Annotated in this window: 26 protein-coding genes; 12 read left to right on the top strand and 14 right to left on the bottom strand. The window is 65.2% G+C overall.

Annotation, left to right across the window (positions count from 1 at the left end; all coding sequences use genetic code 11):
- On the top strand, positions 1-713 hold a 713-nt coding region (locus DN824_RS12455; RefSeq protein WP_138408726.1), incomplete at its 5' end, for a TrkH family potassium uptake protein.
- Positions 714-724: 11 nt separating this feature from the next.
- Here the strand turns inward: DN824_RS12455 and DN824_RS12450 are convergent.
- Positions 725-1738 carry an AraC family transcriptional regulator gene (locus DN824_RS12450; protein ID WP_138408725.1) on the bottom strand — a complete coding sequence of 338 codons (1014 nt, stop codon included), beginning with the start codon at positions 1736-1738 and terminating at the stop codon, positions 725-727.
- Between the two features lie 135 nt (positions 1739-1873).
- Between DN824_RS12450 and DN824_RS12445 the strand changes: the two genes are divergently transcribed.
- From DN824_RS12445 to DN824_RS12430, 4 genes are all read left to right on the top strand, one after another.
- Positions 1874-2191: an Mpo1-like protein gene (locus DN824_RS12445; protein WP_138408724.1), complete on the top strand. Its 318-nt coding sequence runs from the start codon at positions 1874-1876 to the stop codon at positions 2189-2191.
- Between the two features lie 29 nt (positions 2192-2220).
- Positions 2221-2814: an HD domain-containing protein gene (locus tag DN824_RS12440; RefSeq protein WP_138408723.1), complete on the top strand. Its 594-nt coding sequence runs from the start codon at positions 2221-2223 to the stop codon at positions 2812-2814.
- 148 nt (positions 2815-2962) lie between these two features.
- Positions 2963-4351, top strand: coding sequence for an adenylate/guanylate cyclase domain-containing protein (locus tag DN824_RS12435; RefSeq protein WP_138408722.1), 1389 nt, complete (start codon positions 2963-2965; stop codon positions 4349-4351).
- A gap of 85 nt (positions 4352-4436) precedes the next feature.
- Positions 4437-5324, top strand: coding sequence for a DMT family transporter (locus DN824_RS12430; RefSeq protein ID WP_138408721.1), 888 nt, complete (start codon positions 4437-4439; stop codon positions 5322-5324).
- Here DN824_RS12430 and DN824_RS12425 read toward each other — a convergent pair.
- The 4 genes from DN824_RS12425 to recQ all read right to left on the bottom strand — a co-directional run bounded on the left by DN824_RS12425 (position 5317) and on the right by recQ (position 8856).
- Complete coding sequence (locus tag DN824_RS12425) at positions 5317-5652, bottom strand: hypothetical protein (RefSeq protein WP_349751561.1); 336 nt, start codon at positions 5650-5652, stop codon at positions 5317-5319. The two genes, DN824_RS12430 and DN824_RS12425, sit on opposite strands and share 8 nt — an antisense overlap.
- A 243-nt stretch (positions 5653-5895) precedes the next feature.
- Complete coding sequence (locus tag DN824_RS12420) at positions 5896-6177, bottom strand: Rdx family protein (protein WP_138408719.1); 282 nt, start codon at positions 6175-6177, stop codon at positions 5896-5898.
- An 18-nt stretch (positions 6178-6195) separates the two neighbouring features.
- The gene (locus DN824_RS12415; protein WP_138408718.1) at positions 6196-6630 is read right to left on the bottom strand and encodes a MarR family transcriptional regulator; all 435 of its coding nucleotides are present in this window, start codon (positions 6628-6630) and stop codon (positions 6196-6198) included.
- A 102-nt stretch (positions 6631-6732) separates the two neighbouring features.
- Positions 6733-8856, bottom strand: coding sequence for a DNA helicase RecQ (gene recQ / locus DN824_RS12410; RefSeq protein WP_138408717.1), 2124 nt, complete (start codon positions 8854-8856; stop codon positions 6733-6735).
- Positions 8857-9030: 174 nt separating this feature from the next.
- On the opposite strand from recQ, the gene DN824_RS12405 reads away from it, so the two are divergent.
- A complete protein-coding gene (locus tag DN824_RS12405; RefSeq protein ID WP_138408716.1) occupies positions 9031-9618 on the top strand; it encodes a UPF0149 family protein in 588 nt (195 codons plus the stop codon).
- A gap of 16 nt (positions 9619-9634) precedes the next feature.
- The gene (locus DN824_RS12400; RefSeq protein ID WP_138408715.1) at positions 9635-10039 is read left to right on the top strand and encodes a YbaN family protein; all 405 of its coding nucleotides are present in this window, start codon (positions 9635-9637) and stop codon (positions 10037-10039) included.
- Here the strand turns inward: DN824_RS12400 and DN824_RS12395 are convergent.
- A complete protein-coding gene (locus tag DN824_RS12395) occupies positions 10028-10642 on the bottom strand; it encodes a tRNA-uridine aminocarboxypropyltransferase (RefSeq protein WP_138408714.1) in 615 nt (204 codons plus the stop codon). The genes DN824_RS12400 and DN824_RS12395 overlap by 12 nt on opposite strands.
- A gap of 89 nt (positions 10643-10731) precedes the next feature.
- On the opposite strand from DN824_RS12395, the gene DN824_RS12390 reads away from it, so the two are divergent.
- Positions 10732-11403 (top strand): glutathione S-transferase, encoded by a 672-nt coding sequence (locus tag DN824_RS12390; RefSeq protein WP_138408713.1) that lies wholly within the window; start codon positions 10732-10734, stop codon positions 11401-11403.
- 5 nt (positions 11404-11408) lie between these two features.
- Here DN824_RS12390 and DN824_RS22820 read toward each other — a convergent pair whose 3' ends face one another.
- The 4 genes from DN824_RS22820 to cysK all read right to left on the bottom strand — a co-directional run bounded on the left by DN824_RS22820 (position 11409) and on the right by cysK (position 16863).
- Complete coding sequence (locus DN824_RS22820; RefSeq protein ID WP_282096978.1) at positions 11409-11534, bottom strand: PA1414 family protein; 126 nt, start codon at positions 11532-11534, stop codon at positions 11409-11411.
- A 171-nt stretch (positions 11535-11705) separates the two neighbouring features.
- A complete protein-coding gene (locus DN824_RS12385; protein WP_241663868.1) occupies positions 11706-13736 on the bottom strand; it encodes a TonB-dependent receptor family protein in 2031 nt (676 codons plus the stop codon).
- A 180-nt stretch (positions 13737-13916) separates the two neighbouring features.
- Positions 13917-15641: a bifunctional isocitrate dehydrogenase kinase/phosphatase gene (aceK, locus tag DN824_RS12380; RefSeq protein WP_138408711.1), complete on the bottom strand. Its 1725-nt coding sequence runs from the start codon at positions 15639-15641 to the stop codon at positions 13917-13919.
- A 247-nt stretch (positions 15642-15888) separates the two neighbouring features.
- Positions 15889-16863, bottom strand: coding sequence for a cysteine synthase A (gene cysK / locus DN824_RS12375; protein WP_138408710.1), 975 nt, complete (start codon positions 16861-16863; stop codon positions 15889-15891).
- A 102-nt stretch (positions 16864-16965) separates the two neighbouring features.
- Here cysK and DN824_RS12370 point away from each other — a divergent pair, with 102 nt between their 5' ends.
- The 4 genes from DN824_RS12370 (at position 16966) to DN824_RS12355 (ending at position 20694) form a co-directional block, all read left to right on the top strand.
- Entirely contained in the window at positions 16966-18039 is a 1074-nt protein-coding gene (locus DN824_RS12370; protein ID WP_138408709.1) for a DUF748 domain-containing protein, read from the top strand.
- A 145-nt stretch (positions 18040-18184) separates the two neighbouring features.
- A complete protein-coding gene (locus DN824_RS12365) occupies positions 18185-19030 on the top strand; it encodes an AAA family ATPase (RefSeq protein WP_138408708.1) in 846 nt (281 codons plus the stop codon).
- Between the two features lie 43 nt (positions 19031-19073).
- Entirely contained in the window at positions 19074-19466 is a 393-nt protein-coding gene (locus tag DN824_RS12360; protein WP_138408707.1) for a GFA family protein, read from the top strand.
- Positions 19467-19512: 46 nt separating this feature from the next.
- Positions 19513-20694: a vWA domain-containing protein gene (locus DN824_RS12355; protein WP_138408706.1), complete on the top strand. Its 1182-nt coding sequence runs from the start codon at positions 19513-19515 to the stop codon at positions 20692-20694.
- A gap of 77 nt (positions 20695-20771) precedes the next feature.
- On the opposite strand, the gene DN824_RS12350 is transcribed toward DN824_RS12355, so the two are convergent.
- From DN824_RS12350 to DN824_RS12335, 4 genes are all read right to left on the bottom strand, one after another.
- Positions 20772-21797 (bottom strand): amidohydrolase family protein, encoded by a 1026-nt coding sequence (locus DN824_RS12350; RefSeq protein ID WP_241666696.1) that lies wholly within the window; start codon positions 21795-21797, stop codon positions 20772-20774.
- Positions 21798-21981: 184 nt separating this feature from the next.
- Positions 21982-22767 carry a dienelactone hydrolase family protein gene (locus DN824_RS12345; RefSeq protein WP_138408704.1) on the bottom strand — a complete coding sequence of 262 codons (786 nt, stop codon included), beginning with the start codon at positions 22765-22767 and terminating at the stop codon, positions 21982-21984.
- 97 nt (positions 22768-22864) lie between these two features.
- Entirely contained in the window at positions 22865-24772 is a 1908-nt protein-coding gene (gene htpG / locus DN824_RS12340) for a molecular chaperone HtpG (protein WP_138408703.1), read from the bottom strand.
- Between the two features lie 183 nt (positions 24773-24955).
- Positions 24956-26212 carry an MFS transporter gene (locus DN824_RS12335; RefSeq protein WP_138408702.1) on the bottom strand — a complete coding sequence of 419 codons (1257 nt, stop codon included), beginning with the start codon at positions 26210-26212 and terminating at the stop codon, positions 24956-24958.
- Positions 26213-26222 lie beyond the last annotated feature (10 nt).

Genomic DNA, 26222 nt, shown 5'->3' with positions numbered 1-26222 from the left:
TGGGCGGCCTGCCCTTCATCCTGATGGTCTCGACCCTGCGCGGCAATCGCTACGCGCTGTTCGCCGACCAGCAAGTCCGCGGCTTTCTCGCCTTCCTCGCGCTGACCTGCATCGCGTTCGCGGTGTGGCTGTGGCTGCATTCGGACTACCCATTCCTCGACGCGCTGCGCATCGTCTCGCTCAACGTGGTATCGGTGGTGACCACCACCGGCTTCGCGCTGGGCGACTACACCCTCTGGGGCGATTTCGCCGTGCTCGCCTTCTTCTACCTGACCTTCGTCGGCGGCTGTTCCGGCTCGACGGCCGGCGGCCTGAAGATCTTCCGCTTCCAGGTCGCCTACTCGCTGCTGCGCACCTACCTGCGCCAGCTGGTGCATCCACGCGCGATCATCAAGCAGCAGTACAACGGCCACACCCTCGACGAGGAAATCGTCCGCTCCATCCTGACCTTCTCGTTCTTCTTCACCATCACCATCGGCGTGCTGGCGCTGTCACTGGCGCTGCTGGGGCTCGACCCGATCACCGCCCTGACCGGCGCGGCGACGGCGGTGTGCAACGTCGGCCCCGGCCTCGGTCCGATCATCGGCCCGGCCGGTAACTTCTCCACCCTGCCCGACGCCGCGAAATGGCTGCTGTCGGCCGGCATGCTGCTCGGCCGCCTGGAAATCATCACCGTGCTGGTACTGATGACCCGGGTGTTCTGGCGCCACTGACGGCCCGGCCGTCAGCCGCGCCGTTCGCCATCGGCGCGGTATTCGCCGGGCGTGGTGCCGAACCAGCGGCGGAACGCACGAAAGAAATTGCTCGGGTCGGCGAAACCCAGCAGATAGGCGATCTCCAGCACCGTGAGGCTCGGCTGGGCCAGGTACTGGCCGGCAAGCTCACGCCGACTGTCATCGAGCAGCTGCTGAAAACTGGTGCCCTCCTCCTGCAACCGCCGCTGCAGCGTCCGCTCCGACAGGTGCAGGGCCTGGGCGACCGCCACGCGCTTGGGCTCGCCCTGTGGCAGCAGCCGGCACAGGGCCTGCCGGGCCTGATGCGTCACACGATTGCTGTCGAAGCGCGCCAGATAATCGCCGGCGAAGCGGTCGTGCAGCCGCGCCAGGGACTCGTTCGCCGTCGGCAGCGCCGTCTCCATGTCCGAGCGACGGAAGATCAGCGCGTAGTGCCGCGCGTTGAATTGCAGGGGTGCCTGAAACAGATGCTGGTACGGCTCCAGCTCGACCGGAGGCTCGCCCTGGAAACGCACCTCCAGCGGCGTGAGCGGGCGCCCGGTCAGCCAGCGACAGAACGCCAGCGTACTGGCCAGCGAAGCCTCGGCGCTTTGCCGCGCCGGCGGCAGACGATCACCGTGGATGGCGAGCGTCAGGGCATAGCAATCGGGCTGGGCGAGAAAATCGAGGTCAGCCCCTTCGGCGATGATCCGCTGGTAGCGGACCAGCCGCGCGAAGCCGTCCCTGAGCGTTCGGCTGGACATCAGGGCGTAGCCGACCACATGCATGGCGCCGGGCCGCATCACCTGGGCCAGGTTCAAGCCGATCGCGGGATTACCCGACTCCTCGACCGCGCGCTGCCACAGGCGCGTCATGCCATCCTGCGGGAAACGGGCATCGGGATCGGCCAGCGCCTCGTAATCCATGCCGAGCTCGACGAACAGCTGCCGGCAGTCGACGCCGCCCAGCTCCAGCGCCTGGACGATGCCCAGGGCCCAACTCGAAGATGTGGTGCGTTGATTCATTATTGTTGTCCGCCCTCCTGGCCCTGGCGACACGCAGGCCAGCGCCCAAGGATACTAATCTGGCATCCAATGTCACTGGCCCGGCGAGCCAGCTCGCCTAGACTGGGGTGACCGACAATGACAGGAGGGGCGGCCATGGGCACGCAAACCGCCGAACGTTTCACCCGCTTTGCCGATTTCTATCCCTTTTATTTGCAGGAGCACCGCAACCCGACCTGCCGCCGCCTGCATTTCGCCGGCAGCCTGGTCGTGCTGGCGGTGCTCGGCTATGCGCTGATCAGCCAGCAGTGGCTATGGCTGCTCGCCGCCCCGCTGGCCGGCTACGGCTTCGCCTGGATTGGCCATTTCGTGTTCGAGAAGAATCGCCCGGCGACCTTCCAGTACCCGCTCTACAGCCTGCTGGGCGACTGGGTGATGTTTCGCGACATGCTGACCGGGCGTATCCCGTTCTGATCACGACCTGCCGGCAGGAGAGACTCGCCATGACCGATCGCGCCCGTTTCACCCACATGCAGGACGGCACCGAAGAGGACTGGACGACGATCGCCCGCCACTTCGGCGCCTATGCCAAGGAGCTGCCGGACCGGATACTGGCCCACCTGGAGCTGCTCGAAGGTGACTTCGGCGGCTTTCCCGTGGACCGCCTGACGCACTCGCTGCAGACCGCCACCCGGGCCCACCGGGACGGCCGCGACGAGGAATACGTCGTCTGCGCCCTGCTCCACGACATCGGCGATACCCTGGGTTCGTACAACCACCCCGATATCGCCGCCGCCATCCTCAAGCCGTTCGTCAGCGCCGAGAACCTCTGGATGGTCGAGAAGCACGGCATCTTCCAGGGCTACTACTTCTTCCATCACCTGGGGATGGATCGCCACCTGCGCGACCAGTTCGACGGCCATCCGCTGTACCGCCACACGGCCGAATTCTGCGCCCGGTACGACGCGGCGGCGTTCGACCCCGACTACCCCACCCTGCCGCTGGCCTTTTTCGAACCGATGCTGCGCCGCGTATTCGCTGCGCCCAGGCAATCGCTGTATCGCAAGCAGGATGCCCCGCAGAAGGTTACAAGCTGAAGAGACCTCACGAAAATTGATACCTTTCGGCCGACGCGTTTGGCGGCTGAGCTCGGCTTGGTTATGATCCCGCACGCAAGGCGCATTCAGGAAGCGTCGAGCGCAGTCGTCTGCAACGCGTAGTATTGATCAGGGATCGTAGCCACACATGAATTCAGCACTCAGTGATCGCCGCAATGGCCTCGCTACTCGTCCCCTACGCGAGTACTACTCCCGCGTGCTGGCCTATCTCGCCGCAGCGGCGGGCCTTGCCGCCGGAAGCTACGCGCAGTATTTCTCCATGGACCTGCTGTGGATGATTCCCTACGCGCTGCTGTATCCACACCTGGCCTACCACCTGAGCTACCGCTTCAAGCGCGAGCACCCCGAACGCACCTCGCAGACCCTGCTCTGCCTGGACGCCGTGAACGCGGGCTGCGCCGTGGTGCTGCTCGGTTTCGCCGCCGTACCCGGCCTGATGTTCCTGCTGATCCTCGGCTTCAGCGCCCTGGTCACCGGCGGGCTGCGCAACTTCCTCATGGCCCTGACGGCCGTCTGCATCACCATCGGCCTGTGCAGCCTGGTAGTGCCGGTCGAGATGGCCGGCACCACCCCGACGCTGGTCTCGCTGGTGTGCATCGTCTTGGCGATGCTGTACGTCTGCATCACCGCCTACTTCGTCCACGAGCAGGGCCTTCGCCTGGCGCAGGCGCGCAAGGAGATCAAGGCCGAACAGGAGAAGGCCGCGCGCCTGGCGCGCAACCTCGCCAAGTACCTGTCGCCCCAGGTCTGGGAATCGATCTTCACCGGCCGGCGCAGCGTCCGCCTGGAAACCCAGCGCAAGAAGCTTTCGGTGTTCTTTTCCGACATCAAGGGCTTCACCGAGCTGTCGGAAGAACTCGAAGCCGAGGCGCTGACCGACCTGCTCAACAACTACCTCAACGAGATGTCGAAGATCGCCCTCAAGTACGGCGGCACCATCGACAAGTTCGTCGGCGATTCGGTGATGGTGTTCTTCGGCGACCCGAGCAGCCAGGGCGCCAAGAAAGACGCCGTCGCCGCGGTATCCATGGGCATCTCCATGCGCAAGCACATGAAAGTGCTGCGCCAGCAGTGGCGGGCCCAGGGCATCACCAAGCCGCTGGAAATCCGCATGGGCATCAACACCGGCTATTGCACGGTGGGCAACTTCGGCGCCGACACCCGCATGGACTACACCATCATCGGCCGCGAAGTGAACCTGGCCAGCCGCCTGGAAAGCTCGGCCGAAGCCGGCGAGATCCTCATCTCCCACGAGACCTATTCGCTGGTGAAGGACCTGATCATGTGCCGCGACAAGGGCCAGATCAACGTGAAGGGCTTCTCCCGTCCGGTACAGATCTACCAGGTCGTGGATTTCCGTCGTGACCTCGGCGCCACCTCCAGCTACATGGAGCACGAGCTGCCCGGCTTCTCGATGTACCTCGACACCAACGGCATCCAGAACTTCGACAAGGAGCGCGTGATCCAGGCGCTCAACCAGGCGGCGCAGAAACTGCGCGACAAGGTCATCCTCTAGACGCCCCTTCCCGCTCTGCAGCTGGTAGGCTTCGCGCCTGCCGCTGCGATCCGCAGCCGGTCCATCGACCCTCTGCAGAATCACCATGACTCACCGTAACGCCCTGCTTGCCATTCACCTCGGCGCCCTGATGTTCGGCCTCTCCGGCGTGCTCGGCAAACTCGCCGAGAGTTCGCCCCTGACCATCAGTTTCGGCCGCGCCCTCTTCGCGGTCCTCGCCTTGCTGATCGCCTCGTATCTGCTCCAGCCCAGCGGTGCGCGCCCGAACTGGCGCAGCCGCCTGGGCCTGCTGATGGGCGGCCTGCTGCTCGGTGGCCACTGGGTGACCTTCTTCATTGCCGTGAAGGTCGCAGGCGTCGGCATCGCCACGCTCGGCTTCGCCAGCTTTCCCGCCTTCACGGTGCTGCTCGAAGGGCTGCTGTTTCGCGAGCGAACCCGGCCGATCGAGTATGGCCTGGTGCTGCTGGTGTGCGTCGGGCTCGGGCTGGTGACACCCGGGTTCGACCTGGCCAGCGAGGCCACCGTCGGGCTGCTCTGGGCGGTGCTGTCGGGTTTTCTGTTCGCCTTGCTGGCGTTGCTCAACCGCGCCGTCACCCGCGGCATCGATGCCGTCCAGGCGGCGCTCTGGCAAAACCTTGCGATCCTCATTGCGCTGGCACCCTTCGCCTGGGTCGGCGTCGCCGGGATGCCCGCACTGGACTGGCTGTGGATCGGCATGCTCGGCGTGTTCTGCACGGGCCTTGCGCACAGCCTGTTCGTCGCCAGCCTGCGCGTGCTCAAGGCCCGGACCACGTCGGTGATCTTCGCGCTGGAACCGGTTTACGGAATCGCCTTCGCCTGGCTGCTGTTCGCCGAGCAGCCGACGCTGCGCATGCTCGCCGGCGGGACACTGATCATCCTCGCGACCATTGCCAGCAGCCGGCTGAAAAGCACGCCGGCCCCGGCAGCCGAGCCGGCGCGCTCCGTCAGTTGACGCTGTAGCCGCGACCGCCCAGGCAGGCGCCCAGGGCACGGCGATAGGTGTCCGCAACGCGGCGGGCCGGCGCCGAGTTTGCGCCAGCGGGATCGAACCCGCTCTGGTTCACCGCCCAGCGATGGCATTCGTAGCGGTCCCTGGACTGCCGGTCCGCCGACTGCCCACGCGTGGGATAGGCGATCACGTAATAACCGGCCATCGCCACGGTCCGAACCGCTGGCGGAGGCGAGACCCGCACGTACTCCCTGCGCCTGGCGCTCCACCTGTAATAGCGGTCAGCCGCGACGAAATACAGGGTATTGCCGACCCGGATCTCTCTGGCCATGGGCGGTAGGCCGTGCCCGTGACGAGGCCCCTTGCCGTGATGGTCGAAACGACCGGGACCCTGCGGGCCGGCCAGGGCGGGAGCCGTGACGGCAAACGCCAACAGCCCCGCGAGCAGGACGCGCGCATAGGAGGAACGCATCGTGGAAACCTCTGGAAACGCCGGATTGGCGCCAGGGCATTCTAGGAAGCGGCGAAAGGCGGTGCCGTCAGCACTTGGTAAGCCAAAGGTAAAACCACCGGATCAACGATCGTTGTGCCCCAGCGAACGAGCGGGGTCGATCAGGTCGCGCACTCGCTGCTTGAGCACCTTGGCCTCGGGGAAACCGCCGTCGTGCTTGCGTTCCCAGATCTGCGTCCCGTTGCAGGTAACCTGGAACACCCCGCCCGTACCGGGCTCCAGCACGACCCGACCGAGGTCGTCGGCGAAGGTCGACAGCAGCTCCTGGGCCAGCCAGGCAGCGCGCAGCATCCACTGGCACTGGGTGCAGTAGCGAATGACGATTTCGGGTTTGGTCGGCGACATGCTCGGGGCCCCGGCGGTCTAGATGCGTGACAGGTTGGCCAGGATACGCTGATGGACCTCCTGGCAGCGCTGAATGTCGGCTTCGTCGATCCCGGCGAACAGCTCCGCGCGCAGCGCCGAAGAAATGGCTTCGATCTGCGCGATGAGGGGACGCGCCTGATCGGTCAGGGTGATCTTCTTGGCACGGCGGTCTTCGGGAACCCCGACGCGATTGACCAGCCCCAGCGACTCCAGGCTGTCCAGCAGACGCGCCAGGGTCGGGCCTTCCACACCCACGCTCTGGGCCAGTTCGCGCTGGGTGGGTGGTGCACCGAGCATCGCCAGGTGCAGCAGGACCAGCCAGCGTGCCTGGGACAAACCCAGCGAGGCCAGGCGGCGATCCAGCTCCGCCCGCCAGGCGCGCGACAACAGGGCCAGCTGCATTCCGAAACTGTGGTGAGCGAGGTGCGGCATAAGGACAATCCAGGGCGATGCTTATTATTAGGAAGCTAAGCATAACCCTTGCGGGAAACAAGCGCCCCCTTGGCGCTCGATGTCAGGCCGCCTGCGTCGCGCTCAGACCTCGAACTCGGCCTGCAACGCCGCCCTGACGCAATGCAGCACGCCCGCAGGAACACGCTTGCCGAAGCGTTCGGCCACCTCGGCGACCCCCGGCAGCTCGCCCTCGCCGTCGAGAAAGACATCCTGAATCTCGCTCAACAGGTCGTCCGGCAGGTCCAGCGCCTGGTCGAGGGACAACTGCTGCCGGCCGATCGCCTCGGCGAGCATCGCGTAGACGTTCTTCTCGGTGCAGGCGAGCTGCGTGGCGATCTGCGACGGCGTCATGCCCGCACAGGCCAGGCTGATCAGCTCATGACGCAGATCGGCGGGCGACTTGGGCACCTGCGCCCCGCCCTGCAGCACCTCGAGGAAGGCGGCGCCGTAGCGTTCGAGCTTGCGCGCCCCCACGCCGCTGACCCGTGCCATGTCCGCCAGCGAGGACGGCTGGCCGCGCAGCATCTCCAGCAGGGTCGCATCCGGAAAGATCACGTAGGGCGGCACGCCATGCTCTTCGGCCAGCTTGCGGCGCAGCGCACGCAACGCCTCCCACTGCTCGCGCTCTTCGCTGCGGACCAGCTGGCTGGCGGCGCTCGATGCCGGCTTGGGCGCCTTGCTGGTCACCTCGTGGCGCAGCTCGAGCGTGGTTTCGCCGCGCAGCAACGGCCGGCACTGCTCGCTCAGGCGCAGGCCGCCGAAGCCGTCCAGATCCACATCGACCAGCCCGCGCGCCACGAGCTGGCGGAACAGCGACCGCCACTCGCCCTCGGCGCGGTCCTTGCCGACGCCGAACACCGACAGGTGCTGGTGCCCCAGGTTGCGGACCTTCTCGTTGTCGCGCCCCAGGAGGATGTCCACCAGATGCCCGACGCCATAACGCTGGCCGCTGCGATAGATGGCCGACAAGGCCTGACGGGCAGGCTCGGTGGCATCCCAGGTCTGCACGCCGTCGACGCAGTTGTCGCAATGCCCACAGGGGTTGGGCATGTCTTCGTCGAAATAGGCGAGCAATGCCTGGCGACGGCAACGGGTCTCTTCGCACAGGGCGAGCATCGCATCGAGCTTGTGTTGCTCGACGCGCTTGTGGCGCTCGTCCCCTTCGGAGTTGTTGAGCATCTGCTTGAGGAAGATCACGTCCTGGAGCCCGTAGGCCATCCAGGCATCGGCGGGCAGCCCGTCGCGGCCGGCGCGGCCGGTCTCCTGGTAATACGCCTCGAGCGACTTGGGCAGATCCAGGTGGGCGACGAAGCGCACGTTCGGCTTGTCGATGCCCATCCCGAAGGCGATGGTCGCCACCATGATCAGCCCTTCCTCGTTGAGAAAGCGCCTCTGGTGATGGGCCCGCAGTTCGGCCGGCAGGCCGGCGTGGTAAGGCAGCGCGGGAAAGCCCTGTTCGGTCAGGAAGGCCGCCATGTCGTCGACCTTCTTGCGCGACATGCAGTAGAGAATGCCGGCATCGCCACGGCGTTCGGCCAGAAACCCCAGCAGCTGCTTGCGTGGCTGCTCCTTGGGGACGATGCGGTAGAAGATGTTCGGCCGGTCGAAGCTCGACAGGTAGCGCTCGGCCGACTCCAGGTGCAGCCGCTGGACGATCTCCTCGCGGGTCCTCTTGTCTGCCGTGGCGGTCAGCGCGATGCGCGGCACGTTCGGAAAGAACTCGGCCAGTTGGCCGAGCTGCAGGTACTCGGGACGGAAATCGTGCCCCCACTGGGACACGCAATGGGCTTCGTCGATGGCGAACAGCCCGACCTGCAGGCGCTGCAGGAAGGCCAGCATGCGCGGCTGCACCAGGCGCTCCGGCGCCAGGTACAGGAGCTTGATCTCGCCGCGGCGCAGGCGCTCGGCGATCTCGCGCTGCTCGTCCGGCGTCTGGCTGGAATTGAGTGCGACAGCCGCCACGCCGAGCTCCTCGAGCGTCGCGACCTGATCGTCCATCAGCGCGATCAGCGGCGACACCACCACGGCCAGCCCGTCGCGCAGCAGTGCCGGCACCTGATAGCAGAGCGATTTGCCGCCACCGGTGGGCATCAGCACCAGCGCGTCGAGCCCGCTGGCGACACGCTCGATGATCGCGCCCTGATTGCCGCGAAAGGCGTCGTAGCCGAATACGTCTTTAAGAATTCGCTGTGCCTGGTCGAGCATGCCGGTCTCCGAAACTAGGCCGGCAGTATACGCGACGTCACGCCGGCCTTCAGGCTTTGCCGGCAAAGCCGACGAAACGGGCGCGCCACAGGACCGCACCTTGCCTCGGCAGGTAGCCGGGCCACTGCGGGTCGTCTAGAATCACCCGTTGTCCCCAGCCCAAGGTAGTCACCGATGTCTTTTGCCGAGCAACTCGCCCGCCTGCAGGTTTTTCTGGATGCCGATGACCTGCATGAAGAGGCGCTGGACTACATCGCCGCCCACGGCTACCTGACGGCACTGTGCATCTGCCCCGACCAGGTGCCCGAGCGCGAATGGATCGACGCGCTGTTCGCCGAACCGCCCCGCTATGCCGACGACACCGAACGCGAAGCCATCGAGGCGACGCTGGTGCAACTCAAGGCGCACATCGCCCGCCAACTGGCCAGCGACGAAGACATGGACCTGCCCTGCGACCTCGACCTGGGTGAAGACCCGGACGACTCCGAATTGCGCGGCTGGTGCATCGGCTTCATGGAAGGCGTCTTCCTGCGCGAGGCCGTCTGGTTCGAGGACGCCGAAGAGGAAGTCAGCGAGCTGCTGTTGCCGATCATGGTCGGCTCGGGTCTGTTCGACGAGCAGCCGGAATTCGCCGACATCGCCCAGGACGAAGGCCTGGTCGACGAAATGGTCGCGCAGATCCCGGAAATCCTCACGGCGCTCTATCTGATCTGCCACGCGCCCGAAGAAAAGCCCGCCCTGCTCAAGCCGCGCCGCCACTGAGAAGCCGGTACGCGGCATGGCTCACCGCGATATCCCGCAGCTGCGCAATCCGCTGTTGCGCTACCTGCTGCTGGGTATCGGCTGGCTCAGCGTGGCGCTGGGGGTGATCGGCATCTTCCTCCCGGTGCTGCCAACCACGCCTTTCCTGCTGCTCGCCGCGGCCTGCTTCGTACGCAGCTCGCGGCGTTTCTACCTCTGGCTGGTCGGCCACAAGCACCTGGGTCCCTGGATCAGGGACTACCTCGAAGGCAACGGCATCCCGCTCAAGGGCAAGGTCTACGCGATCGGCCTGATGTGGCTGAGCATCGGTCTGTCCTGCTGGCTGGTGCCGCTGTTCTGGGCGCGGGCGTTCATGCTCGTCTCCGCGGTGCTGGTCACCCTCTATATCCTGCGGCAGAAGACCCTCGCCTCACGTGGATGAATCGTCCCGCGTGGCATGGTTGCGCTCGTAGGTTTCACGCCCCATCGCCTGGATCTGCCCCTCGATCAGGGCTTCGAAGGGTCGCAGCAACGCGTCGAAGCGCAGCGGCGCATCGAGCACCGACAACGCGTGGACGATCGCCTCGACCGTGGACAGCGCCCCCTCGGCCGGTGCCTTGCGCACCCGGTAACGGCTCTGCATCCCTTGCGGCAAGGCGACCCGGGGCAGTTCAGTCAACGGGGGATTGAGGTACAGCAGCTTGCGTGCCTTGCGCCAGGTGCCGTCCGGCACCACCAGCAGCGAGGTCTGCGCCGGCTGTGGCCACGGCTCGACCAAGGTCTGCGCGCCCTCCCCCGGAAACAACAGCCGCGCGCCGGCGCCATGGGCGTCGAGCACGTCCGCCAGCGCCTCGAAACGCTCGCCTACCCAGAGCTCCGCACGTTGCAATCCCAGAGCGGCCAGGCGCGCGGTGTTCAGGGCATGGCCGGCTTCGCTCGGGTGCTGCAGGATCAGCACGGCCGTACGGCTCGGCACGCTCGGAATCAGGACGCACAGGCAATGGGCGAGCGGTCGCTGGCAACGGGCACAGGTGGGACGGGGCATGGGGCTCCTGCGGGGGACGAATCTGCCTCGGCTGTTCGCCGGCAAAGCGACTATGCTAGCGGATCGGCAGCCGGGATACGGGAATCAACATGATCGTCGTGCATCACCTGAACAACTCGCGCTCCCAGCGCGTCCTGTGGCTCCTGGAGGAGCTGGAGCTGCCCTACGAGGTCAAGCGCTACGAGCGAGACGCCAGGACCCTGCTGGCACCCGACGAGCTCAAGGCCGTGCATCCGCTTGGAAAATCCCCGGTCATCACCGACGGCGAGCTGACCATCGCCGAGTCGGCCGCGATCATCGAATACCTGCTCGACCGCTATGCCCAGGGCCGCCTTCAGCCCGCCCCGGGAAGCCCCGATCATCTGCGTTTTCGTTACTGGATGCATTACGCCGAAGGCTCGGCCATGCCGCCGCTGCTGCTGAAGCTGGTGTTCGACAAGGTAGCCCAGGGCCCCATGCCGTTCCTCGTCCGACCCATCGCCCGGGCGATTGCCAACGGCGCCAATCGGGCGTTCATCGGCCCGCAGCTCAAGACGCATCTGGATTACATGGAAGCGGAGCTGGGCAAGGCGCCCTGGTTCGCCGGCGAGGACTTCACGGCCGCCGACGTGCAGATGAGTTTTCCGCTGGAAGCTGCCCGTTCACGGGGCGGGCTGGACGAAAGCCGGCCGCGACTGATGGACTTTCTCAAGCGCATCCATGCGCGGCCGGCCTATCGACGGGCCCTGGAACGCGGCGGCCCTTACGACTTCGTACGCTGAACGGTTCAGCGCCGGCGGCGATCCTGCGGCTGGCGTTGCGCCCGCACCGGGATCGGCTGCAGCCGGGGCGGTTCGACCAGGCCCAAGGCGACCGCCAGATTGACGCACATGCGATTGAGCCATGCTTTCATGAATCCACCCTCCTACTGCATTAAGTTAGGCGCCGCGGACGGCTGGGACCCGCAGGTCTTGACTGCAGACTAGCGCAACCCGGCCCTCACGGCCAACGATTGAGTGACCGCCCTGGCCTCCCGGACGTTGCTGCCGGCATCGTCCGCTGCCCGTGGCGCTGCGTCACGGCCTCAGAAGGTCGCCCGCAGTCCGGCGTAGAGCGTGCGTCCCGGGCCGGGCTCGTAATAGCGCCCGTTCGCGTCGTTGATGCGTACGTTGTCGAAGTAGTCCCGGTCGAACAGGTTATCGACACCCAGGTAGGGCTCGAGCAGCTGCCCAGCCACCCGCCAGCGGGTACCGACGCGGGCATTAACCAGCGCGTAGCCTGCGACGCGCTCGGTATTGGCGTCGTTGGCATAGAAGCGGTCGAAGGCGTTGAAGTTGATCCGCGCGAACCAGTCGTCCTGCTCGTAGGCGAGCTCGGTGAACAGCGTCTGCCGGGGAATGCCCGCAATGACGTTGCCATCGAAGCTCGCCGTGCCGGCCTGATAGCGACGGAACTCGAAATCGCTGTAGGTATAGGCCGCGGTGAGTCGCCAGGCATCGTCGACCTGCCAGTCGACGCTCAGCTCCACACCGTCGCGCCGGGACGTGCCCGCGTTGCGGTAGAAATTACGCCCGCTCTGGCCCGGCAGCGTGTAGGACACCAGTTCCTCGTCGAGCTTCATGCTGAACACCGCGACCTCGTAGCGCAGCGTCGGCCATTCACCTTTGAGGCCGATTTCGCGGTTCAGCGCCTGGGCCGGGCCGAGCCCGGGGTTGAAACCGCCGCCGGCTGGGTTGGCCAGTTCGTTGACCGTCGGCGTTTCGAAGGATGTGGCCACCCGGCCATACAGGTGGTGATGCGGGTCGAGCCGGTAGCTCAGCCCGGTGCTGTAGTTCCAGTCGTCCAGGGTGCGCGAACCCGACTGGTCGCCATCGGCGAGAAACTTGTCGTCGACCGCCAACCGCACCCGGTCGTAGCGCACCCCCAGGTTGGCCTGCCAGCGCTCGCTCAGGGCGATCTCGTCCTCGAGGAACAGGCCGGCGCTGTCGGCCTTTTCGTCCTGGTACAGCGTCCGGGCGCCGCGGGTACCGAACAGGTTGTCGTGACGGCTGCGATCGTCGCGCTGCGCCTCCAGCTCGACGCCACCGGTCAGACGATGGCCGACACCCAGCCAGTCGGCACGGTGGGTGTACTGCCCGCCGATGCCGGCGAAACGCCGCTCGAAGCTGGTCTGGCCACCATTGGTGAAAGCCAGGCTGTTGCCGAACTCGCGCTGCCCGACATAGCTGCGCAACTGATATTCGTCGTCGCCCATCCCCGCGCCGTCCCAGACCAGCGACAGGCGTTGCTGGCGGATTTCCTCGTCGCTGTCGTAGGCCAGGTTGTTCGGCGCCGCGCCGTCGCGGTTGCTGCGCACTTCCGCGGCGGTCAGGCCGCCCGGGTCCTCGGCCCGGTTGTCGATGGCGTTGAAGTTCAGCCCCAGCCGTCCCGCATCGGCGTACCAGTTCACCTTGCCGGTCAGGGTGTTGGTCTCGGCGCGGTTCTGGCTGCGATAGCCGTCGAGCTGGGTCGAGTTGAACGCGAGCAGCCCGCCGACGTTACCGCTGCTGCCGCCAGTTTCCAGTCGCACGCGGCGGTAGCCGAGTTCGCCAGCCGAGACGTCCACCAGGCTGTAGGGCTCGGCGGCCGGCTCACGGGTCTGGATCAGTACCACACCGCCGGCCGAGTTGCCGTACAGGGTCGAGGCCGGGCCGCGGATCACCTCGATGCGCTCCACCAGGCCGAAATCCAGCCCGTCGAACTCGGTCTGGCCGTCGGGCATGGTCAGCGGCACGCCGTCGACCAATACCCGCACGCCCCGCACGCCGAAGTTCGCCCGCGCGCCGAATCCGCGAATCGAAAGCCGCATGCCCTGGGCGACGTTGTAGCGATTCTGGGAGAAGACGCCGGGGATCGGCGCCAGCATTCGGTCGAGCGTGAGGTTCTGCTCGCCGAGCGCCTGATTGGCCTCCACCACGCCGATGGCCGCGGGGGTCTGCACCCAGCTGGCTTCGGTGCGCGGCGCGGTGATGGTCAGCGCGTCGAGTTCGGTCGGCTCTGCCGCCAGCGAAGCACCGGCGATGCCGGTGGAAAACAGCGCGAGCAGCGCCTTGGCCCGAGGATTGTTGTGATTCACGTGATCCATCCCTGCGCGTTGAGTCGAATGCGCTCTGCAGATGCTGCCGAACGCGAGCCAGGCAATGGACAGCGATCGACCGGTGAGGTTTAGGCCCCGGCGGTCGCCGTGGCGAAAGCGGCAGCCGGGAGTATTTCCTTTCGTGTCACGACGCGGTGCGATATGCCCCCTTGGCTGCACTCACGGATGATCGTGGCCGCTGCGCCGATAGGGGAAGACATCGATCACCTTCCCTTCGCGGATGGCCTTCTGCAGCCCTTTCCAGTAGTCGGCGTCATAGAGTTCGCCATGCAGGCTGGCGAACAGCTGACGCTGCGCCCTGTCGGTGAACAGGAAGCGGGGAAACTCTTCGGGAAACACATCGTTGGGCCCCACCGAATACCAGGGTTCGGACGCCATCTCGTCTTCCGGATAACGGGCTTCGGGGATGTGGCGAAAATTGACCTCGGTGAGAAAGCAGACCTCGTCGTAGTCGTAGAACACCACGCGCCCATGTCGGGTCACGCCGAAGTTCTTCAGCAGCATGTCGCCGGGAAAGATGTTCGCCGCCGCCAGCTGCTTGATCGCCAGGCCGTAGTCTTCCAGCGCCTCCCTGACCTGCTGCTCGCTGCCGCTCTCGACGTACAGGTTCAGCGGCGTCATGCGCCGTTCGGTCCAGCAGTGGCGTATCAGCACCGTCTCGCCCTGCACCTCGACCGTCGAGGGCGCGACCTCGAGCAGCTCGGCCAGGCACTCGGGCTCGAACTTGTCCTTCGGAAAACGGAAGTCGGCGAACTCCTGGGTATCGGCCATGCGCCCGACGCGATCGACATGCTTGACCAGCCGGTATTTTTCCATGACCGCCGCGTGGTTGACCGTCTTGATGGGCGAGAAACGGTCCTTGATGATCTTGAACACGGTATTGAAGCCGGGCAGCGTGAACACGCTCATCACCATGCCGCGCACGCCCGGCGCCATGACGAAGCGGTCGTCGGTGCTTGCCAGGTGGTCGATCAGGGCGCGATAGAACTCGGACTTGCCGTGCTTGTAGAAGCCGATCGAGGTGTAGAGTTCGGCGATGTGCTTGCCGGGCAGGATGCGCTTGAGAAAGCCGACGAACTCCGCCGGGACCGGCACCTCGACCATGAAGTAGGTCCGGGTGAAGGAAAAGATGATGGAGACTTCCGCCTCGTCGGTGATCAACCCATCGGCGACGATGCCCTGGCCTTCACGGTGCAGCAGCGGGATCACCAGCGGCCACTGTTCGTCACGGGTGTTGAGCCGGCCGACCAGATAAGCGCCCTTGTTGCGATAGAGCACGGAGCAGAACAGCTCGATGCTGAGCGCGGGGTCCTTGCACACCCAATCCGGCAGGCAGCTCTGCAACTGCGCGCCCAACCGGGCGAGATCACCGGCCAGATCGGCATAGGGCACGTCGAAGGCATGGTCGTCCAGGATCTGCCTCAGCACGCCGGCCAGATTCCCGTGCGGCCGATAGAGACGGGTCTGCGCCACACGCTCCTCGGCGCGGAACGCCGGGCGGGTGGTCTGGATGAACATGGTGCGGTCGCTGATGCAGTCGTGGCTGAACAGCTTGCAGAAGATCGAGTTGTACCAGGTCTCGGCCAGCTCATCGTCCAGGCGCGGATCGATCAGCTCGATGTAGGCGGCCTTGACCTGCGGCCACCGCTCCACCTGCAACAACACCATGCGGCCGAAGTGCGCCAGCAAGCGGGCGCCGGCTTCGTTGGCCTTCTCTTCATAGAGGCTGATACGGGCTGCCGAGGCGCGCTGGGCTTCCTGCCACCGGGCCTGTTCGAAACGAGCCCTCGCCCCTTCGGTGATGCGCCGAAAGGCATCGCGATAGTCGTCGAAGCCGAGAAGGATCTGCCGGGCGATATCGGCGGAGGGCCATTGCTGAGCCATGTCGATGCGTCTGCGAAGGCAAGGGTACGCCCGAGCTTAGCCAGTGGCCCGGCGCTTTGAAAGCACCGCGCCTTCGGGAAGGGGTGGCGCAAGCGCCACCCTCCAAAGCCACCCGAGCACAGCGCGGCGATTTGCCGAACGCCGAAGCCGATGGCTCGAACGCCTTGCCTGGTGCCGGTTGAGGCGTCCTGAAATAGCCTGAAGCGAGGGCTGAAAGGCCGGTTGTCGCAACCGGCCTTTCAGCGGTTCACTGCACCAGTTCCTGCTCGGTGAACAGGTCGGCGAACAGCATGCTGGAGAGGTAGCGCTCGCCCGAGTCCGGCAGGATCACCACGATGTTCTTGCCCTTCATCTCGGGATGCTCGGCCAGACGCACCGCCACCGCCATCGCCGCACCGGAGGAAATACCGCAGAGAATCCCCTCCTCGCGCATCAGGCGCAGCGCCATCGCCTTGGATTCCTCGTCGGTCACCTGCTCGACCCGGTCGACCATCGACAGGTCGAGGTTCTTCGGCACGAAGCCCGCGCCGATGCCCTGGATCTTGTGCGGGCTGGGCTTGACCTCCTGCCCGGCCAGGGTCTGGCTGATGACCGGCGAGCTCACCGGCTCGACCGCCACGGAAAGGATCTGCTTGCCCTGGGTGCGTTTGATGTAGCGGGAGATGCCGGTGATGGTTCCGCCCGTGCCAACGCCGGAAACCAGCACGTCGATCGCGCCCTCGGTGTCGTTCCAGATTTCCGGACCGGTGGTCTTCTCGTGGATCGCCGGGTTGGCCGGATTCTCGAACTGCTGCGGCATGAAATAGCGCTCGGGGTCCGAGGCCGCGATCTCGCTGGCTTTCTCGATGGCGCCTTTCATGCCCTTCGCAGGCTCGGTCAGCACCAGCTCGGCGCCGAGCGCCTTGAGCACCTTGCGTCGCTCCAGGCTCATCGAAGCGGGCATGGTCAGTATCAACTTGTACCCACGCGCCGCCGCGACGAACGCGAGGCCGATCCCGGTGTTGCCCGAGGTGGGCTCGACCATCGTCATGCCCGGCTTGAGGCGTCCGGACTCCTCGGCATCCCACACCATGTTCGCGCCGATCCGGCACTTGACCGAATGCGCCGGATTGCGGCCTTCGATCTTGGCCAGCAGCGTCACCCCCTTGGGGCCGAGACGGTTGATCATCACCAGCGGCGTATTGCCAATGGCCTGCGCGTTGTCTACGAAGATGCGACTCATGGCGGCTGTCCCTCGGTCGATGCCAAAGAGGCAAGCCTATGTCGTGCCGCAACGGGCGTCAAAAACGCTGAACCCCCGGCGCGGGCGGCAGTCTTCTATGACATGAAGAACTCGGCACGCATACCGCTCATCACCCTTCTGGTCATCGCCCTGCTGCTCTTGGCGTTGCATCTGGCGCTGCCCTATCTGGTGCGCAACCTGCTCAACGACAAGATGGCGGACATGGGTGATTACCGCGGCCACGTCGAAGACGTCGACCTGGCCTGGTGGCGAGGCGCCTATCAAATAAACGACCTGGTGATCAGCAAGGCCGACGACTCGGTGCAGGTGCCGCTCCTGCGCGTCCCGGTGATCGACCTTGCGGTCAGCTGGCGGGCTCTCTGGGAAGAGCGCGCGATCGTCGCGGTGGTGCGCCTGCAGGAGCCGGAACTCAACTTCGTCGATGGCGAAACCGAATCGGAGAAACAGACCGGCGAAGGCGTCGACTGGCGCGACACGCTGCAGGAGATGCTGCTGGTGCGCCTCGACGAGGTACGGATCGAGAACGGCAAACTGGCGTTCCGCAATTTCAGCTCGGACCCGCAGGTCAACCTCTATGCCGATCAGGTCAACCTGACGATCAACAACCTCACCAACGAGCGCGATGCCGAAGGCACCCGCGACGCGAGCCTCAACGGCACCGCGCGTTTTCTCGACCATGCGCCGCTGGAAGTGGAAGCCTATTTCGACCCGCTGGTGCGCATGGAGGACTTCGACTTCCGCCTGCGCGTCACCGGCACTGACCTGACCCGCCTCAACGACTTCGCCTCCGCGTACGGCCGGTTCGACTTCCGTGGTGGCACCGGCGACCTGGTGGTGGAGGTTGAAGCGCGCAAGGGCCAGCTCGACGGCTACATCAAGCCGCTGCTGCGCAACGTCGACGTGTTCGACTGGGAGCAGGACGTGCAGAACGACGACAAGGGCTTCCTGCGCGGGCTCTGGGAAGCGGTCGTCGGCGGCGGCCAGAACGTCCTGCAGAATCAGGAAAAAGACCAGTTCGCGACGCGCATCGAAGTCTCGGGCAGCCTCGACGATACCGACGTGAGCCCCTTGCAGGCGTTCTTCGCGATATTGCGCAACGCTTTCGTCGAGGCCTTCGCGCCCCGCTTCGAGCGAGCCCTGGGCGAGGACGGCTGATCGCGAAGCAGCGTCCGACCGCGTGGCGACCATTCAGTGACTGAATGACGGCGTTTCGTTCACAGCCGGTAACCGTCGGGCTATAGTCGCGCTACTCACGCTCGCCTGCCCGCCCCTGCCGGGCCACCTGTCCCAAGGAACCCCGATGAAGTTCGAAGGTACTCAATCCTACGTCGCCACCGACGACCTCAAGCTGGCGGTCAACGCCGCGATCACCCTGCAACGGCCACTGCTGGTCAAGGGCGAACCGGGCACCGGCAAGACCATGCTCGCCGAACAGCTGGCCGAATCCTTCGGCGCCAAGCTGATCACCTGGCACATCAAGTCGACCACCAAGGCGCACCAGGGTCTGTACGAATACGATGCGGTAAGCCGTCTGCGCGATTCCCAACTGGGCGTCGACAAGGTCCACGACGTGCGCAACTACATCAAGAAGGGCAAGCTCTGGGAGGCGTTCGAAAGCCAGGAGCGCGTGATCCTGCTGATCGACGAGATCGACAAGGCCGACATCGAGTTCCCCAACGACCTGCTGCAGGAACTCGACAAGATGGAGTTCTACGTCTACGAGACGAACGAGACCATCAAGGCCACGCAACGCCCGATCATCATCATCACCTCCAACAACGAGAAGGAGCTGCCGGACGCCTTCCTGCGCCGCTGCTTCTTCCACTACATCGCCTTCCCGGATCGCCAGACCCTGCAGAAGATCGTCGACGTGCACTACCCCGGCATCAAGCAGTCACTGGTGTCCGAGGCGCTGGATATCTTCTTCGACGTGCGCAAGGTGCCGGGCCTGAAGAAAAAGCCCTCGACCTCCGAACTGGTCGACTGGCTCAAGCTGCTGATGGCCGACGACATCGGCGAGGCCGTTCTGCGCGAGCGCGATCCGACCAAGGCGATCCCGCCACTGGCCGGCGCGCTGGTGAAGAACGAGCAGGACGTGCAGCTGCTGGAACGGCTGGCCTTCATGAGCCGCCGCGGCAGCCGCTGAGGCTCCAGGACACGTCTCCCCTGTTCAGAACGGAGGAAGAGTCATGCATACCGGTAGCTGTTTGTGCGGAGCGGTCGCGTACCGCATCGATGCGCCCATCGAGACGCTTACCCACTGCCACTGCAGCATGTGCCGCAAGGCCCATGGCACGGCGTTCGGCACCTACGCCACCGTGCCGCTGGAGCACTTCCACCTGACCCGGGGCAAGGACCAGCTCGGCGTGTATCACTCGTCCGAGCACGTCACCCGGACCTTCTGCCGTCACTGCGGGGCCAACCTGCAGTTCGTCGACAACCGCGATCACTCCATCGGCGTCGCGGCCGGCACTCTGGACTCGGCGCTGTCCGTGGTACCGCAGAGCCACATCTACGTCGGCTCCAAGGCACCCTGGTACGAGATCCAGGACGAGCTGCCCCAACACGTCGAAGGCAGCTGACGCGCCTTCTTTTGCCTGACGCATCCCGTCACGCCCGAGGTTTTACATGCTGCTTGGCCTGTTCAATGAAATGCGCGCCGCCAAGGTCCCGGTGTCGGTCCGCGAACTGCTCGACCTGATCGATGCGCTCGAAGCGCGCGTGGTCTTCGCCGACATGGACGAGTTCTACTTTCTCGCCCGCACCGTGCTGGTCAAGGACGAGCGTCACTTCGACAAGTTCGACCGGGCCTTCGGTGCCTATTTCCAGGGGCTGGAAAACCTCGACAAATACCTCAAAGCACTGATTCCCGAAGAGTGGCTGCGCAAGGAATTCGAACGCAACCTGACCGACGAGGAGCGCGCCCAGATCCAGTCGCTCGGTGGTCTGGACAAGCTCATCGAGGAATTCAAGAAGCGCCTCGAGGAGCAGAAGGAACGGCACGCCGGCGGCAACAAGTGGATCGGCACCGGCGGCACCAGCCCCTTCGGCTCCGGCGGCTACAACCCCGAAGGCATTCGCGTGGGCGACGCCGGCAAGCGCCAGGGCAAGGCGGTCAAGGTGTGGGACCAGCGCGAATACAAGAACCTCGACGACAACGTCGAGCTGGGCACGCGCAACATCAAGATCGCCCTGCGCCGCCTGCGCAAGTTCGCCCGCCAGGGCGCGGCGGAAGAGCTGGACATCGACGGCACCATCGACCACACCGCCCGCGACGCCGGGCTGCTGAACATCCAGATGCGCCCGGAGCGGCGCAACGCGGTCAAGCTGCTACTGCTGTTCGACATCGGCGGCTCGATGGACGCCTATGTGAAGATCTGCGAGGAGCTGTTCTCGGCCTGCAAGACCGAGTTCAAGCACCTCGAGTACTTCTACTTTCACAACTTCATCTACGAATCGGTGTGGAAGAACAACTTCCGCCGGACCTCCGAGCGCACCCCGACCTTCGACCTGCTGCACAAGTACGGGCCGGACTACAAGGTGGTGTTCGTCGGCGATGCCGCCATGGCGCCCTACGAGATCACCCAGCCCGGCGGCAGCGTCGAGCACTGGAACGAAGAAGCGGGCTACGTCTGGATGCAGCGCTTCATGGAGAAGTACAAGAAGCTCATCTGGATCAACCCCTACCCGAAGGACACCTGGGGCTACACCTCCTCCACCAGCATCATCCGCGAGCTGGTGGAAGACCGGATGTACCCGTTGACGCTCAACGGCCTCGAGGAAGGCATGCGCTTCCTCGCCCGCGGCTGAGGACATCGAAGCATCCCGGCCGGCCGAGCCCTTCGGCCCGCCGGGACGGTGCCTGCCCGCGGTGACGGCAGCTGATTTCAGCGGCCGGCGGCTTCCCGCGTGGCGCGCGGCAGGACGCTCAGGAAATTGTCCCTCGCCACCTGCATCGCGACGTCCTCGGGCAGCGCATCGAGGAACGCATCGAACCCCTTCATGTACTCGCCCAGGCTGCCGAACTGCCCCACCACGTCGGAGCCAAGCATGAAGCGGTCGGGGAAGCGCTTGACCAGCTCGACCCATTCCGGACTCGGCGTGCCCTCCTCGTCCAGCAAATAGGGCCGCAGCATGGTCCACGAAAGATCGATGTAGAGGTTGGGATAATCGCCCAGCAGGCGGCTCACCGTGTCGAGGAGAAAGTCGAGCTTCTCCTGGTGGCGATGCAGTTCCATGCTCGTGCCCGCATGCGCCCAGATGAAGCGCACATGCGGATGGTTGCGCAACGGCTCTTCGAGCTCCTGCAGATAGAGCGGATTTCGCTCGCGCTTGGAGGTGATGTTGGAGTGGATCATCACCGGCAGATCGAACTCGGCGGCCAGATGGTAGACGCGCGCCAGCGCCTCGTTATTGGCCCTCGGCGTGTCGCCGTAGGTCAGCGCCGTGAGGTCGTCGTGGCGGGTGAAGATCTCCCCCAGCCCCTGCCAGAGCCCGGGATCGAGCTCCAGCATCCGGCGGATGTGCGCATCGGCATTCTTGTCGACCGGATTGAAGCCCGACAGGAACGGATGGAAGCGCTTGCGCTGCTCGGCGGGCTGTTTCTTGACCGCAGCGGCGACGAACACGTCCGTCGCGCTGTACCAGTAGGCCCCGGCATCGTCGCCGGCGTAATAACGCGGTCGCTTGGGCTCGTTCTCATGCCACTTCTTGGCGACCGGAATGCCCGAAATCATCACGTGGTCGATGCCTGCCGCATCCATCGCCTCGATCAGCTCGGGCATGCCGGCGCTTTCCTGGAAGAAATTCACGTAATGCAGATGGGCGTCGCTGTAGCGGTACTCGCGGGCCTGGACGCTCAGGCTGAACGTGAGCGCGAGGATGAAGGATGTTGCGAAACGAATGCTGGCCAAAACGGGCTCCTTGTATGACCCAGCATAGACCTGCCCTCGATCGCAGCGGTTCATCGGGCTGCCCTCCCGGGGCCAATCAGGTCGTGACAAAACGTCTCTGCAGCGGAGCCAGGCCGTTGAGAACCGCGCGGCGCGAGCCGCTGGGCAGGATGAAGGCCTCGCTCATCCGAGCGAGGCCTTCCGGTCACTGGGCGAAGACTTCCGCGAACAGATCGTCCATCGCCTTGAAGGCCCGCGCCGCGACCACCGGATGGTATTCGTTGCGCCCCGGCACGTTGGCCACGGGGCTGGTGAACGAATGCACCGCGCCGCCATAGCTGACCAGCTGCCAGTCGGCCTTGGCGGCCTTCATCTCGGCGACGAAACCGTCCACCTGCGCCTGCGGCACCGCCGGATCGTCCGCACCGTGCAGCACCAGCACCGGCGCCTTGATGTTCTTCGCATCGTCCGGGTTGGGCGTATCGAGGTTGCCGTGGAAGGACACGAAGCCCTTGAGCGGCGCGCCCGAACGCGCCAGTTCCAGCACCGTGCCGCCGCCGAAGCAGAAACCGATGGCGCCGATCCGATCGGTATCCAGTGCCACCTCGCCTTGCTGTTTCTGCAACGCATCCACCGCCGCCTGCGCGCGCTTGCGCATCAGCGGCCGGTCGGCACGCAGGGCGGCGGTGACCTCCTTGGCCTCGTCCGGCCCGGACGGGCGCGTCGCCTTGCCGTACATGTCCGCCACGAAGATCACGTACTTGTCGCTGGCCGCGCGCGCCGCCTTCTTGGCCGTGTTCTCGTTGATGCCGAGCCAGCTCGGTACCATCATCAGGCCCGGCCGAGGCGTGGTGACCTTGTCGTCGTACACCAGCAGCCCCTCGAAGGGCTCGCCATCGATCTCGTATTCCACCGGCTTCATCACCACGCCGGCTTCGGCGAGCCCCGCCAGACCAGCGAATGCCAGGGGCAGCAAGGTTTTCTTGTTCATGACGGTATCCTTCCAAACGGTTGAAAAGCGGCTGTAACCATAGACCTATGGACATGAAAAAGCCCGTCGGAACGGGCTTCTTCATTGCTACGCGAGGTTACGCCGAAAGCTCGACCAGGAGCTTGTTCAGGCGCTGCACATAAGCCGCCGGGTCCTTGAGGCTATCGCCTGCCGCCAGCGCGGCCTGGTCGAAGAGGATGTGCGAGAGCTCGCCGAAGCGATCCTCGTCAGCCTCGGCATCGAGCCGCTCGATCAGCGGGTGGCTCGGGTTGAACTCGAAGATGGGCTTGGACTCGGGCACCTTCTGCCCGCTCGCCTCGAGGATCTGGCGCATCTGCAGGCCCAGGTCCTGCTCGCCGATGGCGAGAATCGCCGGTGAGTCGGTCAGGCGATGGGAGACACGCACCTCGGCCACCTGCTCGCCCAGGACGTCCTTGAGGCGCTCCACCAGCCCGGCCTTGGATTTGGCGACTTCCTCCTGGGCCTTCTTGTCCTCTTCCGAGTCCAGCTTGCCCAGATCCAGATCGCCACGGGCGACATCCACGAACTGCTTGCCGTCGAACTCGGTCAGGTAGCTCATCAGCCACTCGTCGATACGGTCGGTCAGCAGCAGGACCTCGATGCCTTTCTTGCGGAAGACTTCCAGGTGCGGGCTGTTCTTGACCTGCGCGTAGGATTCGCCGGTGAGGTAGTAGATCTTGTCCTGGCCGTCCTTCATGCGGCCGACGTAATCGGCCAGCGCCACAGCCTGCTCACCGGCATCGGTGCCGGTGGAGGCAAAGCGCAGCAGGCCGGCGATCTTCTCCTTGTTGGCGAAGTCCTCGGCCGGACCTTCCTTGAGCACCTGGCCGAACGCCTTCCAGAACGCCTTGTAGTCGTCGGGCTTGTCCTTGGCCAGCTTCTCCAGCATGTCCAGCACACGCTTGGTCAGCGCCGACTTCATCGAGTCGATGACCGGATCCTTCTGCAGGATCTCGCGCGAGACGTTCAGCGACAGGTCGTTGGAATCGACCACGCCCTTGATGAAGCGCAGGTACAGGGGCAGGAACTCGTCGGCCTGGTCCATGATGAACACACGCTGCACGTACAGCTTCAGGCCCTTGGGCGCTTCGCGCTGATAGAGGTCGAAAGGTGCGCGGCCCGGCACGTAGAGCAGCGAGGTGTACTCGAGCTTGCCCTCGACCTTGTTGTGGCTCCAGGTCAGCGGGTTTTCGAAGTCATGGGCGACGTGCTTGTAGAACTCCTGGTATTCCTCCTCCTTGACCTCGCTGCGCGGGCGGGTCCACAGCGCGCTGGCGCGGTTGACGGTCTCCCATTCGGGTTCGGCGTCCGCCTGCTCTTCGTCCTCGCCATAGCGCTCTTTCGGCAGCTCGATCGGCAGCGCGATGTGGTCCGAATACTTCTTGATCACGTTGCGCAGGCGCCAGCCGTCGGCGAACTCTTCTTCGCCGGACTTGAGGTGCAGCACGATGCGCGTGCCGCGCTCGGCCTTCTCGACGGTGGCGACTTCGAAGTCACCCTCGCCCTTCGACGACCAGTGCACGCCCTCGCTGGCCGGCAGCCCGGCGCGACGGGTGTAGACATCGACCTGGTCGGCGACGATGAAGGCGGAATAGAAGCCCACGCCGAACTGACCGATCAGGTGCGAATCCTTCTTCTGGTCGCCGGTGAGGTTCTTCATGAAGTCGGCGGTGCCGGACTTGGCGATGGTGCCCAGGTGGGTGATCACGTCCTCGCGGCTCATGCCGATGCCGTTGTCCTCGAGGGTCACGGTCTTGGCGTCCTTGTCGAAGCTGACCCGGATCTTCAGCTCGCTGCCGCCTTCGAGCAGCTCGGGCTTGGCCAGCGCTTCGAAACGCAGCTTGTCGGCGGCATCCGATGCGTTAGAGATCAGTTCGCGCAGGAAGATCTCCTTGTTCGAATACAGCGAATGGATCATCAGGTGCAGCAGCTGCTTCACCTCGGTCTGGAAGCCCAGGGTTTCTTTTTGAGTTTCCACACTCATGGTCATCGAACTCCGATTAATCAATGGCATGTACCGCGATCGCGGCGATGTTCAGGCAGATGGGGGCGTGGCGCGTCATTTCAAGCCCGGGAAACGACAAGGCCGCCCTGTCAGGCGGCCTCGGTATGCGGCAAAGGCGTCCAGATCCCGGCGTTCGCTCGGAATCGGCGTCATTCGGAGCCGCTAGGGCTCCATCAGTTCGAGCAGGACGATCTCGCTCGGCGCCAGGTTGTAGAAGGCTTCCCCCGGCCCCTTGAGCACTCGGCGGATGAGCAGGTTGCCGCTGCCGTCCAGGCCGTTGAAGCGGCCATCGGCAACGCCGCCGCGCTCGGTGTGCGCACGGACCTGCAGGTGACGATAACGCTCCGGTTTGGCCAGCAGGGTCTCGAGGGAGAACCCCTTGCGGCGGTCGACCGCCGGCGCGGCAGGCTTCTCGGCCGGCACCGGCGCCGGCGTTTCGCGCACGACAGGCTTGGCCTGGGGCGCCACCGAGGACGCAAGCGCTGGATACTCATCCCCTTCCACCGCCCAGCCACTGGGCCCCTTGGCCAGCGCCAGGGTAAGCGTTTCGGTCTTTTCGCCCAGGGCGGCCTTGACCTCCAGCTCCAGCGCGACGGCCGGGAGCGCAATGGACGTCACCGGCTCGAACGTGACATCGCGCGTGGCGAAGCGGCGCTCGAGATGGTCCTGAATCACGTGGCGCAGCGTATCGACCGAGTCGTGCCGCCGATCGACCACGCCGTCGCGATAGCGCAACTGGTTGCGATAGACCTCGACCCTGCCGCTGACGCTCGTCTGGTACTGCTGCGGCAGCACGAGGTGGAAGTCGCCGACCAGCTTGTTCGGCGGAACGGGAGACAGATCCAGATGCAGGGTATAGCCGCGTGCGATGCGCCGCGCCTCGGGCAACTCCTGGTCGGGTCTCAGCCAGCTGATGGCGATTTCGGGCAGCGGCTCGGCATCGCCGGGCAATACGTCCAGGCGCAGCGGCCCTTCGGCGATCGGCGCGGCGAACCGGATGCTGATTTCCTGGTTGGAGAGGAAATCCTTGCCCTCGCGCAGCACCAAGGTGTTGCCGGCGATCTCGCCGAGCTGTGGCATGAAGGGCTGTCCGGAGAGCTCTCCACGCACCAGGATGTCGAGCCTGCGATCGGGCTGCACCTCCGGTTCGAGCCAGCTCAGGCTGAGAATGGCTTCGAGCCGCTCGGTGTCACGGCTGGCCAGCATCGAGAAGCCGACGATCAAGGGAGCGACGCCCAGTATCGCGAGGATGACCGCGCGCCGTGCCGTCTGCCAATGGGTGAAGATGTAGGCCAGGGTAATCGGCGGAACGAGGCTGCCGACACCCCACAACAGGCTGGTACCGAATGCCCGGCTGACCAGCCAGACGAACCCTGCAAGCATCAGCAGCAGGCCGCCGATTATCAACAACGCGTCCATTCACAATCCT

The sequence above is a fragment of the Stutzerimonas nosocomialis genome, from assembly GCF_005876855.1.
GTDB classification, from domain to species: domain Bacteria; phylum Pseudomonadota; class Gammaproteobacteria; order Pseudomonadales; family Pseudomonadaceae; genus Stutzerimonas; species Stutzerimonas nosocomialis.
This window is presented reverse-complemented; position numbering and strand designations above follow the sequence as displayed.

Bases quoted from the DNA above. Each gene is read 5' to 3' on its own strand.
- DN824_RS12450 (WP_138408725.1), bottom strand. From the start codon at position 1,738: ATGAATCAACGCACCACATCTTCGAGTTGGGCCCTGGGCATCGTCCAG.
- DN824_RS12445 (WP_138408724.1), top strand. From the start codon at position 1,874: ATGGGCACGCAAACCGCCGAACGTTTCACCCGCTTTGCCGATTTCTAT.
- DN824_RS12440 (WP_138408723.1), top strand. From the start codon at position 2,221: ATGACCGATCGCGCCCGTTTCACCCACATGCAGGACGGCACCGAAGAG.
- DN824_RS12435 (WP_138408722.1), top strand. From the start codon at position 2,963: ATGAATTCAGCACTCAGTGATCGCCGCAATGGCCTCGCTACTCGTCCC.
- DN824_RS12430 (WP_138408721.1), top strand. From the start codon at position 4,437: ATGACTCACCGTAACGCCCTGCTTGCCATTCACCTCGGCGCCCTGATG.
- DN824_RS12425 (WP_349751561.1), bottom strand. From the start codon at position 5,652: ATGGCCAGAGAGATCCGGGTCGGCAATACCCTGTATTTCGTCGCGGCT.
- DN824_RS12420 (WP_138408719.1), bottom strand. From the start codon at position 6,177: ATGTCGCCGACCAAACCCGAAATCGTCATTCGCTACTGCACCCAGTGC.
- DN824_RS12415 (WP_138408718.1), bottom strand. From the start codon at position 6,630: ATGCCGCACCTCGCTCACCACAGTTTCGGAATGCAGCTGGCCCTGTTG.
- recQ (WP_138408717.1), bottom strand. From the start codon at position 8,856: ATGCTCGACCAGGCACAGCGAATTCTTAAAGACGTATTCGGCTACGAC.
- DN824_RS12405 (WP_138408716.1), top strand. From the start codon at position 9,031: ATGTCTTTTGCCGAGCAACTCGCCCGCCTGCAGGTTTTTCTGGATGCC.
- DN824_RS12400 (WP_138408715.1), top strand. From the start codon at position 9,635: ATGGCTCACCGCGATATCCCGCAGCTGCGCAATCCGCTGTTGCGCTAC.
- DN824_RS12395 (WP_138408714.1), bottom strand. From the start codon at position 10,642: ATGCCCCGTCCCACCTGTGCCCGTTGCCAGCGACCGCTCGCCCATTGC.
- DN824_RS12390 (WP_138408713.1), top strand. From the start codon at position 10,732: ATGATCGTCGTGCATCACCTGAACAACTCGCGCTCCCAGCGCGTCCTG.
- DN824_RS22820 (WP_282096978.1), bottom strand. From the start codon at position 11,534: ATGAAAGCATGGCTCAATCGCATGTGCGTCAATCTGGCGGTCGCCTTG.
- aceK (WP_138408711.1), bottom strand. From the start codon at position 15,641: ATGGCTCAGCAATGGCCCTCCGCCGATATCGCCCGGCAGATCCTTCTC.
- cysK (WP_138408710.1), bottom strand. From the start codon at position 16,863: ATGAGTCGCATCTTCGTAGACAACGCGCAGGCCATTGGCAATACGCCG.
- DN824_RS12370 (WP_138408709.1), top strand. From the start codon at position 16,966: ATGAAGAACTCGGCACGCATACCGCTCATCACCCTTCTGGTCATCGCC.
- DN824_RS12365 (WP_138408708.1), top strand. From the start codon at position 18,185: ATGAAGTTCGAAGGTACTCAATCCTACGTCGCCACCGACGACCTCAAG.
- DN824_RS12360 (WP_138408707.1), top strand. From the start codon at position 19,074: ATGCATACCGGTAGCTGTTTGTGCGGAGCGGTCGCGTACCGCATCGAT.
- DN824_RS12355 (WP_138408706.1), top strand. From the start codon at position 19,513: ATGCTGCTTGGCCTGTTCAATGAAATGCGCGCCGCCAAGGTCCCGGTG.
- DN824_RS12345 (WP_138408704.1), bottom strand. From the start codon at position 22,767: ATGAACAAGAAAACCTTGCTGCCCCTGGCATTCGCTGGTCTGGCGGGG.
- htpG (WP_138408703.1), bottom strand. From the start codon at position 24,772: ATGAGTGTGGAAACTCAAAAAGAAACCCTGGGCTTCCAGACCGAGGTG.
- DN824_RS12335 (WP_138408702.1), bottom strand. From the start codon at position 26,212: ATGGACGCGTTGTTGATAATCGGCGGCCTGCTGCTGATGCTTGCAGGG.